Source organism: Ruegeria sp. YKSF57, from assembly GCF_059612585.1.
On record NZ_JBXWQW010000082.1, the window covers coordinates 1 to 11,178 of the forward strand.

Below are 11,178 nucleotides of genomic sequence, written 5' to 3' on the forward strand. Positions count from 1 at the left end.
CCCCCAGCCGTGGTCTATTGGCTGAGAAAAGAAGAAACCCAAACCGATCAGCAGGAGCAAAGAGTAGCTTAAACTACGCCAAAACCTGTCCAAACATTGGGGAGTAGTTCACAATATAGCTCAATGTTCATATTGAATTCCTGACTTTTGGTTGTTTTGTTTTAATTGCGAGTAAAGCTAAAAGGGCGGTTGAGGTGATATTAAATATGGAGCGCTCACTATCTAGATGAGCAAACATATCATAAGTATCTACCTTCCATGCCTGTAAAGAGACCAAAAACAGAATGAAAAATAGGAAAGAGCAAGAATAATAAATAAATCTGTTGTGGCTTGAGGAAAGAGAAAAGGCTGATGCAAAAACTACTGAAATAATTGCCGTCCACAGTAGGGAGTTGAGAAACCTAAATAGGTTTGGTTGGGTTATTTGATCTACTCCAGAGAGTATTCGTGGGACATCTTGATTTAGAGCAAAGCAAGCTACTGCCAGAAGTGCAAGGAGTAGCGGGATAAAAATTCGTTGCAGTATCATAAGCATTCAGTTCATCGAATCTCAAAAAGCCCTAGTCTGGAAGGTACTGGAAAACGGTCGTTTTTGTCACGCTCAATCTCCGCACGAACAATCAAGCTGTTGGCTGTTCCAAAAACCCGTGACAAAACGTTTGGGGCATAGGATCGGTTTTTGTCATCATGGGGCATGATCATCGGATATGCTCGCGTTTCAACCACAGACCAGAATCTTGAGGATATGATGGAATGAACATCTCCTGATCCCTCATCACATCAGGCCAACAGATCAAACAGCCCGTCGGCTGTCTTTATCATGATCGAGTTCAGGTCGGCACCATCCTGAAGGACCCAGGCGACCTGCCCGGTTGGCAGGTACCTGACAAATACCTCGGCGACACCATCGCTGCCCCGGCCAGAGGTGACCGCGAATGACACCACGAAACTGCCCGCATTTCCGTTTGCCTGGGTTTCCAGGCGGTCTCAACCATTCGCCTATCTCAAGGCCACTCTCGAAGCCATCGCAGCAGGACATCCAAAGAACCAAATCGACGACTTCCTCCTCTGGAACTTCAAGCAGTCAAGCTGAATGCCCAGCGGTCTTCGGCCACCGCTTAAGGCGAGGACGCGCTGCCTGAAGGCCTTTGGCGAGCGCATTGCGGCAAGAGACCCAGACCGCAGAAATCCGCATCCGCATCGCCCTCATGAACCGCCGAAATCAAACGCGTGGCATGACGTCGGCAGGGTAAGGGTCTTCACGCCTCAAACGCGAGTTTCGCAACAACGGCGGGTGACTGTTGAGCAACCGCTCTGCAGCGACGACAAAGCTCCGGACTTCAGTAGTCGCGCTCGAAAAAAACGCCGATCCCTGTTTCGCCGTTGCCGTCCACTGTGCCACGGACGGTCAAATTGTCGGTAACGTCGAGATTCAGATTCACTTCGGTTTCGCCCTGGGTGTTGACGGTGAAATCAGTATAAAGGTTTTCGCCCAGATACCCGCCTGCGCCAAGCAAGCCGCCGCCGCCGGATGCCGGGGCCAGTTCGATATTGCTGAGGCCGGTCTTTTCACGGACACCCTTGGTGGCGTCGCCGCCCACACCGCTGAGTTGCGCCAGGGAGGCCGCCATCTGGGCAATCACAAAAGGTGACAGCTGCGAGAATTCGTTACCAAAGAGTAGCATTGCCAAGGCCTCCTCGGCGGGACGTTCCGGGTCTGCATAGACTTCGATCTCGGGGGCGTTCAGGGGGCCGGAAATCTCGATGGTGGCGGTGCCGTCGGATGTGGTCGCGGTCGAGGCGAATTCCAGATAGGGGGTCAGGTTGCCCTGAAGGGTGACCAGCCCCTTGGTCAGGTTCAGGCGTCTGGCCAGAATGTCAAAGGTGCCGCGGATCAGTTCGATTTGGCCGGATGGCACGACCTTGGCTGTGGAGCCGCCGATATGGAGTTTGCCGCCCAGTTCCGCGTTCACACCGCGCCCGCGCACAAACACGCGGTTTGGTGCGTTCAGGCTGATATCCAATGAAATGCGAGAGCTTTTGTCCTGTCCATTGCCGGTTTTGATCAGATTGGCGCGCTCCAGCGTGGCATAGACAGGGCCGCTTTCGCCGACATGCTGCATCGGCGGGATCGGGGCCGCACCCACCGCACCCGAGGCGGCGGCGAGGTTGATGTTGGTTTCGCCAAACTCAATCTGCCCGGCCAGAGCGCTGTTGCCGGCCAATGGCCCCGACATCACGATCTGACCGTTCAGGGTGGTTTCGTAAAGCAGTTTGTCTGTCAGAACAAACTGGTTGATCGAGGTGGAGATCTGTCCGTCGAAGGGCGGATTGAGCGATACCGGCCCCGAGACGGAAAAGCCACCGCCGTTCCGCCCCTGACCGTTCAGTGCGAGGGTTGCACGGCTGCTGGCCAGTGTGACAGTGCCGCCGATGTTGGTGAGTGTTTGCCCCGCATTGGGAATGGCGAATGTGGTGCCCGATGTGGAAATCGTTCCCGACAACGCGTCAAGCCCGGGGTTACCTTTGAGGGCCAGATCGTATCGGGCCGAACCCGCGATCTTGTTCGGCGTGATGAACCGGTTGGCGATGCCGATATTGACGCCGCCTGTCGCCGACATGTCGGCCAGGCCGGTGCCTTCGTCAAACGTGCCCGCGACCTTGGTTTCGATATTGGCCGGGCCGGCGGCGCTGGCATCGACTGTCCAGACGCCATTCTTGCGCTTGGCGTTGCCCTTGGCAGTGGCAGAACCGGGAAATTCCGGCAAGAACCGCTCGATCCGGTCGAGGCGGGCGTCAAAATCGAAATCTGCGTCCCCCTTTGTTTCCGCCGTGCCGACCAGATGGGCAAAGGAGGTGTCGGGGCCAGTGAGGCGAATGTCGCCCTTTATGCCTTTGCCGGTTGGCGTGACATCCCCATTGAGGGTCAGCGGGCCGGTAATGGTCGAAGAAACCCGGGCGAGATTGTCCAGCGCGGCCTCCACCGTGAGGCTGCCATTTTCTTCACGCAGATCGCCCTTCGCGCTGGCGCTGAGCGCGGTGCCGTCCAGATTGAAGGTGCGAATATCCAAACCTTGCGCATCGCGGGAGGCGTCCATGGTCAGCGTCGTTCGGCCCTCGATCAGCGCGTCCGCTTTTTCGATGCCGGTTTTCAGATCGCTGGCCTTAACGTCGAGTTTCAGATCGAACAGGAGGGATTTCACGGTTGCGCTGCCCTGCGCATCGGCGGTGATGGAGCCCCCCAGATCAAACCCCGCAAGACCTGAAAAAACCGAAAGATCAGGCGCGTCGAGTTGGGCCTGACCCTCGACAGACATGACCCCGGTGGGGTCGGTTACGGTTGCAACCACGTCAGCGTCCAGAGCGTCGGCATTGACGACGGCCTTGCGAACGACGATCTGATCGCCCGTTCGCGCGGCGTCCAGCGAGATGAGGGTCTGACCGGCAATTACCGGGTCGATCTCGGTCAGGCCGGTTTTCAGGTTCTGGCCGGTGATTTCGGCCTTACCATCGAATTCAAGCGTTTCGGGCGTACCCTTGCCCGTGACCGAAGCGTCCACCGCGCCGCCCAGATCATACCCGGCCAGTGCCGAGAACACCGACAGGTCCGGAGCGTTGACCCTAGCATTCCCGTCAACGGTCAGTTTGCCATCGGGTTGCGAGACTTTGGCCGCCGCTTCTGCCCTTAACGCCGTGCCAGCCAGCGTTGCCTTGCGGATGGTCAGACCCTGGCTATCGCGCACTGCGTCCAGAGCAATGGTTGTCTCGCCAATGATCAGAGGGTCGATGTCGGCACGACCCGTGGCGAGGTTGCGGCCTTGCATTTCCAACTGGCCGTCAAAGCTGCCGCCCAGGGGTGATCCCGTGCCAGCCAGTCTGGCAATAACTTCACCCGCCAGATCCATATTTGCGAGGCCCGAGAATCGCGACAGATCCGATGCGGTCAATGCTGCCGATCCGTCCATCTCGAAGCCGGAGTTCAACCCGTCAATGACCGTGTCCACTGACAGCGTGTAATCAGACCCGAACAGTTCGAAATTCGAAAGCTTGAGGCTCTGCTCTCCGGTCAGTCCGAACAGGCCATCCAGCGTGATGCGGTTGCCGATAGCATCCTGAAGGCTGGGGTCCGAGAAGGCGATGCCGTCAAGCAGGGCCTGAAGGTCGCCATCGAGTTCGGGCACATCGCCCTGCGAGAATGTGCCTTGCGCGGTAAGGCGTGCGCGACCCAGTTTCAGCTCGGGTGTCTCCAGATCGCGTGCGGTCAAGCTCAGATCCCAGAGGTCACCGTTGGCGGCATCGTAAAGCAGGGAAAGCTGTGCCGCGTCCAGTGTGGTGCGTGGTTCGGCAATCGGCAGGACGACCGGTTGAGTGCCGGGCGGGGTGATCCGCCCCTGTAGTGCGGCTTTGTTCAGCTTGCCGCCCGCAGCAAGGCTGAGTTCGCCGGACAAATGCAATGCTTCGGTTGTCACTTCAAACTCGGGGATGTCGAACGCGCCTTCAGCTTTGGTACGTCCATCAACGAACAGGCGGGTTTCGGTGCCGAAGAACGGGTCGAACTCCTCGGCCAACAATGGTGTGACGTCACCACCGATATCGGCGGTAAAGCGGATACCCGAAGAGTCATCCGTTGCCGTTGCGCCGAGACCGCGCAACCGGACCTGCCCTGCGATCCGTTGGGTGTCATCGCTGGTCAGGCCAAGATCGGCGGTGAAATCCGTCACCGGGCCGTCGCCTTTGGCGGTAACAAGCAGCGGCGGTTCGCCAGGGATTTTCAGAGCTTTCGAGATCAGGCCGCCTTGATCTTCTACGATTTTCAGATCCAGGCCGATGGTGTTGTTTTCGTTCTGGAAACTGGCGGTCAGGCTGGCCGTGTCACCGGGCCGGTCAAGCCGGGTGATATCGAGATCGGTATCCAACTCACCGTCCGCGAGGGATAGGGCACCTGTCAGGGACAGGTCGGCGGCCAACCCAAGCAGCGGCTCTCCCAATGCCAGCTTGTCGATGCCGATCTTTCCGATCTCGACCGAAACCGGCAGTTCCGGCACCTGGAAGGGCTGGGCCTCGGGGCTGGGCAGTTCCGGGTCGGGGGGCACGGGTTCGGGCGCGCGCGCGACGCTGATTTCCGCCGCCGTCAGTTCGTTGACCGAAAAACGGCCTCGCAATAGCGCCAGTCGGTTCCAGTCGAGCACCGCATTGTCGATGGTCAGCCAGACGCCGTCCTCATCAGATACCGTAATCTGCTGGATCGTCGCCTTGGAGCTGAGCGCGCCTTCGAGCCCGCGCACCTTGATGTAACGGGAATCGGTCGACAACGTGTCCTGCAGGAAGTTGGCCAACAGACCGCCTTCACCCTCTTCCGCCTGATCCTGCGACTGGGCCCGGACAAGAGGAGAGGCCACGCCGAAAACACAGGCGATGACAAGGGGATATGCCAGTGTGTGCTTCAAAACGCCTGTCCGATCCCGATATAGAATTGCAGCCCCTCGCCGGTATCGCCGGACACCGGATAAGCCAGGTCGAATCTGAGCGGACCGAAACCGCCGATGTCATAGCGTACACCAATACCGGCTCCGGAATGAGAGTTGGTGTTGCCGGTTGCAAAGGCGTTGCTGTCCACCGCGCCGAAATCATAGAAGCCGACCAGCGACAGGTTTTCGGTGACTCGCCCGCGCACTTCGGCGGACAGGCCCAGGAACGCGCGCCCGCCCGCGACCTCGTTGCCGACCGGAATGCCGAGACTTTCGAAAGGCTGCCCGCGCACGGTGCCCGCGCCACCCGAAAAGAACAGAAAGTCGGGGGTCACGGCATCCGCCGACGGTCCCATCACCGAACCGATCTGCACCCGGCCCGCCAGCACCAGCGCGCCGCCGGTGCCAAGATCCCAGTAACCCCGGCCATCAGCATAGACACGCATCCCCGATTGCGCCCCGGAAAACCCTGCAAAAGGCATCACCTGCGCATCCAGATAGAACCCCTTTGTGGCGCTGACCCTGCTATCGCGCTGGTCCCATTCTGACCGGAAGGGAAGGATGAAGTAGCGGAATTTGCGGCCGTCGCCATAAGCGTCGTCGGAATCGGAATAGTGCAGTCCAAGCCAGGCTTCGGCATAGAGCCGGTCAGAAAAGGTGCGGCGCGCACCATAGCCCAACTGGCCCAGTGTCACGTTGTAATGCGTCCTGTTCCGACGTTCCAACTGCGCGATGTAGAATGTGCTGTCATCCGGACCCAGCCGCGCCGGTTCATCCAGACGCAGGCCAATGCGTCCATCGATGTCCTCGGTTCCGCCAATGTTGCGCACGCTGGCTTCGAACCGGAAGCGTTCGGCATTGCCGAAGAGGTTGCGGTGCATCCACGTGGTACTGACGTCGATCCCCTGGTTCGAGGATATCTCGCCCCCAAAGGTGAAGCGCCGTTTGGGCATGTCTTCGAATGTGGCATCGAAATCAAGCGTGCCGTCAGGGTTGGGGTTTTCGTTTTCCTGCAGGGATACGACGCTGAAGGCTCCGGTGCGCCGAAGGCGGGTGCCGACCTTTTGCACCTGTGCGGGTGAAAACACCTCGCCGGTTGGAAAGCCGGCAATTTTCTCGATGGCTTCGGGGCGAACGTCGCTTTTGCCATGAATGAACATCTGGCCAAAGGTCAGTTTCGGTCCGGGCAGCAATTCGATATCCGAATCCAGCCGGGCCTCGGAATGGCGGGCAATGACCCGTTGTCCACCGACGCTGGCCTTGGCGTGGCCGTCGTTTTTCCACGCGCGCACTCCGCCTGTGGCGGCGTCTTGAATCACGCCGGTCGAAGCTGCGCCACCCGGCTTGTACTCGTCTGGCAGGACTGTGCCATCCGCAAGTGGGCCGATTTCGGCGGAACCAAAACGGAAGGGGGGGCCGGTCTGCACCGCGATGTCGATCCGGTTGACCTGATTGGGCGTGTTCAACGGATCGATGTCCGCCGCCTCACGCCCATCCAGCCGGATATTGACAACCGGGCTGAAAAAGCCCTCGTCATAAAGGATCTGTACCAGGGTGCGATAGTCGGACAGCGCGGCGGACAACAGTTCGATCGGCGTATCCAGCCCGCGCGCCTCGGCGGTCAGGACCGATGAGGTCTCCTCGATCCGCTTGCGCAGCTCTTTCGAGGCGCCGGGCGCGGTCAGGGTGGTGTCAAGGGCAAAAGCAAGGTCGGGAAGCGCCAAAGCGCAGATCGTGATCAGCCCGGATTTCAGGGCAATCCACGGTCTGTTGAACTTCATTGCCTGGCCCCCGAACGCTCGAACCTGCCTGAGAAAGTCTTTGCGGTATGGAAGTCCCACCGCTCTATTTCCGATAGTTAGAGCACTTGAAGCCAGCGATGAAAAGGGAAATTGGCCGCGACGGCGCAATGAACCGGGTTCGACAATCATCGGCGATATGGCAAGAAGCACCAGTGACTGCCCCTGTCGGTCATGGAACTGACGATATGTGATAGACTGACATCACATCGAGGCTTTGCAAGTGCCTCGGAAAGGGGGGAGCGTGGCTGAACTCAACAAGACCGACCCGGACTATGTTCTTGGGGCGACGCAGGACGAACATCTTCGATTGAAAAGCCAATCCGATTTCATCGACCCGTTCACCAGACGGCTGTTTCTGCAGGCGGGGATTGGTCCCGGAATGAACGTGCTGGACATCGGCTGTGGCGCGGGTGACGTGTCGATGCTGGTACGCGAGATTGTGGGACCCGAGGGATCGGTTCTTGGCGTGGATCGGGAAGAAAACTCGATAGCCGCCGCCAGAAGCAGGGCTGATTCAATGAAACTCGGGAACGTAACGTTTCGGGCCGCCGATTTCCGTGAGGTGGATGGTGGCGATACACAATTCGACGCGCTGGTGGGGCGACTCGTCCTGATGTATCAACCGGATGTTCCCGCAGCGCTCAGGGCGGTTTTGACTCGAGTCCGCCCCGGCGGCATCGTTGCCTTTCACGAACACGACCTGTCGGTTCCCGCCATGGGCCATCCCCGATTGCCGTTGCGTGAAAAGGTCAGTGGCTGGTTATGGGAAACATTCCGGCGATCAGGCGCAGAGACCAGCATGGGGTACAAACTCTATTCGGCCTTTCGGGCCGCCGGGTTGAGGAAGCCGAACCTTCTGGCCGAAGCGATCATCGACACGCCGGGGTCGTCGTATTCCTGGGCCATGATGACGCGGGTCATGCTGCCCAAGATGATCGAATACGGGGTCGCCACCGAAGAAGAGGTTGATATTGAAACTCTCGATCAACGGCTCAGCGACGAGATCGACGGGACCGACACCATCGCGGTGGACTTTCTGGCCTTCGGGGCCTGGGCCCGGATGCCCACCTGATCGCGGTGGGTGCGGGATTACCCGCCGGCGGCTCGGAACCAGCGCATGATGGCGGAACGGTCTTCGGGTTCCATGAAGGTGACGTTTGCGGGCGGCATGGCATGACTGAGACCCGCTTGCAGATAAATCGCCTTGGCGTTTCGGGCTATGTCAGCCTCGGTTTCCAGCAACACGCCTTTGGGCGCCCACAGGATACCTTCCCAGACTGGCTCGCGCGAATGGCACATCGAACAGCGGCCCAGCACCACGTCATGCGCCTCGCTGAACCCGTCCGCAGCGGCAAAACGCTGCTCGTACGGGGTCAGTGCCTGTGCCTCTTCGTCATCCAGCGGCTGGTATACGGGCGCGGCGGTAGACAGCCACATGATGGCAAGGAACAGCAGCGCCGTGACCAGCCAGGTCCAGGTCGGGTTTCCTGCGCGGGCATGGGTGGTGTTGAAGTAATGCCGGATCGTGACCCCCATCAGGAAGACGAGCGCTGCGATGATCCAGTTATACTCGGACGCGAAGGCCAAAGGATTGTGGTTCGACAACATCAGGAACACGACCGGCAAGGTCAGATAGTTGTTGTGGGTCGACCGAAGCTTGGCGATTTTGCCGTATTTCGGATCGGGGGTGCGGCCGTTTTTCAGGTCGTCCACCACGATGCGCTGGTTCGGCATGATGATGAAGAACACGTTGGCGGTCATGATCGTGGCAGTGAATGCGCCCAGATGCAGCATCATGGCGCGGCCGGTGAAGATCTGGTTGTAACCCCAGCCCATGATCACCAGCAGCACAAACAGCAGAACCATCAGCAGGGTCGGGCGTTCGCCAAGACCGGATTTGCAAAGGAAATCGTAAACCAGCCAGCCGATGGTCAGCGAGGCGGCAGAGATCAGGACTGCCTGCCAGACCGCCAGATCGGCCTTGGCGGTGTCGATCAGATAAAGCTCGGCCCCGGCCCAATAGACCAGCATCAAAAGCGCGGCCCCGCTGAGCCAGGTGGAATAGCTTTCCCATTTGAACCAGGTCAGATGGTCGGGCATCTGCTCAGGGGCCACCAGAAACTTTCGGATGTGATAGAAACCGCCGCCATGAACCTGCCACTCCTCACCGTGCGCACCGGGCGGCAGGTCGGGCGCCTTGCGCAGGCCGAGGTCCAGAGCAATGAAATAAAAGGATGATCCGATCCAGGCAATGGCGGTGATCACGTGCAGCCAGCGCACTGCGAAAGCGGCCCAGTCCCAGAACGCGACATAGTCATACATGGCAAATTCTCCGATTTGTTGACGCCAGACTAGGCAAATGCTGATTTATTCGGTATTCCTGTTAATTGCCAAGCTGTATCAAAAATTTCCGAAAAGATGTCCTATCTCGATAATATCCGCACTTTCGTCCGGGTCTATGAACTGGGCAGCATGTCCGCCGCCGGGCGTGACCTGCGCATTTCACCGGCGGTGACCTCGGCCCGGATTTCCCAATTGGAGGATCATCTGGGCGTGCGTCTTTTCCAGCGCACGACGCGCAACCTGACCGCCACCGAACAAGGGCGGGCCTTCTATCCCGGCGCGGTAGCTGTCCTTGAATCGGTGAACCAGGCCGAAGCTCAGGTCATGCACCTGACCGAAGCGCCACGCGGCTCGCTTTTCGTTGCGGCACCTCTCGGGGTCGGTCGACGACTGCTGGCACCACAGGTGCCGGAGTTCCTGTCGGAGTATCCCGAGATCGATGTACGGCTGCGATTGACGGATCGGACAATCGATCTGACCACCGAAGGTCTGGATCTGGCCTTTTTTATCGGCCAGCCCGAGGACAGCAACTTGCGCATCCGCAAGATCGCAGATTGCCAGCGGGTGTTGTGCGCTGCACCCGACTACCTCAAACGTCGCGGCAACCCCGCAAACGGTGCCGCGCTGATCTCGGAAAAGCACGAATGCCTGAATCTGCGTTTTCCGGGGGCGACGGAATTCCAGTGGTTGCTGCAGACATCTGACGGGCCACGGCGCTTCGCGGTTTCGGGCCGGTTCGAATGCGACGACGGCGACGTATTGACCGATTGGGCGCTGTCAGGACAGGGGATCGCGATGAAACCCGTCTTTGAGATCGCCGAGCATCTGAAAGCGGGTCGACTGATACCGGTTGCGCAGGATAACCCGCCCGTTCCGGTACAGATGGCTTGCCTTTACACGCACCGCCGTCACCAGGATCCCAAAACGCGCCTTTTCATGGAATTCATGACCAAGCGCCTGGGTCAGGTCGTGCGCGACGCCGAAGCCAAGGCGGTCTGAACGGGCAGGGGCGCAGCCCCTCTTGCCCTTCGGGCAATTCACCCCGGGGTATTTTTAACCAGAAAGAAGCGGGAACGCGCATATGCTTCTTACGGGTCGCAAAGCTCCACAAGTGGCATGCCGAGATTGATACCCGAATGATACCCAAGAAGATTTGGGTCGGGTGCTCATTCGCTAACAGCGAATACAACTAATTGACTCTGTTCGATTTAAGTGGTGCCCGGGGGCGGAATCGAACCACCGACACGAGGATTTTCAATCCACTGCTCTACCCCTGAGCTACCCGGGCACGGGAACGGTGTTTGCCGTTGGGTGGAGGCCTTCTATGACTTGCCACAGGCGGTGTCCAGAGGCTTTTTGACATTTTTTCAATGCGGGCGTTCGGACGCTGAAGTGCGAGGTTCGACCGCCTCTTCCACGTCGTCCTCACGTTCGGACGGCAAGCTGTATGAGCCGTTCAGCCACTTGGCCAGATCCAGATCCGCACAGCGTTTCGAGCAGAAAGGGCGGTAGGTTGTCGTCGTCTCGTCACCACAGATCGGACAGCTCATTTCAGCACCTCCGCC

7 protein-coding genes, 1 tRNA gene and 1 pseudogene are annotated in these 11,178 nt (G+C 59.0%); 3 read left to right on the plus strand and 6 right to left on the minus strand.

Annotated elements, in window-relative coordinates:
* Window positions 1-780: 780 nt before the first annotated feature.
* Entirely contained in the window at window positions 781-942 is a 162-nt protein-coding gene (locus tag AC2FLX_RS21115) for a hypothetical protein (RefSeq protein WP_496810821.1), read from the minus strand.
* Between the two features lie 46 nt (window positions 943-988).
* Between AC2FLX_RS21115 and AC2FLX_RS21120 the strand changes: the two are divergent.
* Window positions 989-1,093: pseudogene (locus tag AC2FLX_RS21120) on the plus strand (transposase domain-containing protein); the annotation flags it as partial.
* A gap of 247 nt (window positions 1,094-1,340) precedes the next feature.
* Here the strand turns inward: AC2FLX_RS21120 and AC2FLX_RS21125 are convergent.
* On the minus strand, window positions 1,341-5,447 hold the full coding sequence (locus AC2FLX_RS21125; protein WP_496810822.1) for a translocation/assembly module TamB domain-containing protein: 4,107 nt from the start codon (window positions 5,445-5,447) through the stop codon (window positions 1,341-1,343).
* The gene (locus tag AC2FLX_RS21130; protein ID WP_496743666.1) at window positions 5,444-7,249 is read right to left on the minus strand and encodes an autotransporter assembly complex protein TamA; all 1,806 of its coding nucleotides are present in this window, start codon (window positions 7,247-7,249) and stop codon (window positions 5,444-5,446) included. The genes AC2FLX_RS21125 and AC2FLX_RS21130 overlap by 4 nt, the downstream gene beginning before the upstream one ends.
* A gap of 262 nt (window positions 7,250-7,511) precedes the next feature.
* Between AC2FLX_RS21130 and AC2FLX_RS21135 the strand changes: the two genes are divergently transcribed.
* Window positions 7,512-8,342 carry a class I SAM-dependent methyltransferase gene (locus AC2FLX_RS21135; protein WP_496810823.1) on the plus strand — a complete coding sequence of 277 codons (831 nt, stop codon included), beginning with the start codon at window positions 7,512-7,514 and terminating at the stop codon, window positions 8,340-8,342.
* A gap of 17 nt (window positions 8,343-8,359) precedes the next feature.
* Here AC2FLX_RS21135 and AC2FLX_RS21140 read toward each other — a convergent pair whose 3' ends face one another.
* On the minus strand, window positions 8,360-9,592 hold the full coding sequence (locus AC2FLX_RS21140; RefSeq protein WP_496810824.1) for a urate hydroxylase PuuD: 1,233 nt from the start codon (window positions 9,590-9,592) through the stop codon (window positions 8,360-8,362).
* Between the two features lie 96 nt (window positions 9,593-9,688).
* Here AC2FLX_RS21140 and AC2FLX_RS21145 point away from each other — a divergent pair, with 96 nt between their 5' ends.
* Window positions 9,689-10,612: a LysR family transcriptional regulator gene (locus AC2FLX_RS21145; RefSeq protein WP_496810825.1), complete on the plus strand. Its 924-nt coding sequence runs from the start codon at window positions 9,689-9,691 to the stop codon at window positions 10,610-10,612.
* Between the two features lie 214 nt (window positions 10,613-10,826).
* On the opposite strand, the gene AC2FLX_RS21150 is transcribed toward AC2FLX_RS21145, so the two are convergent.
* Both AC2FLX_RS21150 and AC2FLX_RS21155 read right to left on the minus strand, forming a co-directional pair.
* Window positions 10,827-10,901: transfer RNA gene (locus AC2FLX_RS21150), tRNA-Phe, on the minus strand.
* Between the two features lie 79 nt (window positions 10,902-10,980).
* Window positions 10,981-11,163 carry a DNA gyrase inhibitor YacG gene (locus AC2FLX_RS21155; RefSeq protein WP_496810826.1) on the minus strand — a complete coding sequence of 61 codons (183 nt, stop codon included), beginning with the start codon at window positions 11,161-11,163 and terminating at the stop codon, window positions 10,981-10,983.
* Window positions 11,164-11,178 lie beyond the last annotated feature (15 nt).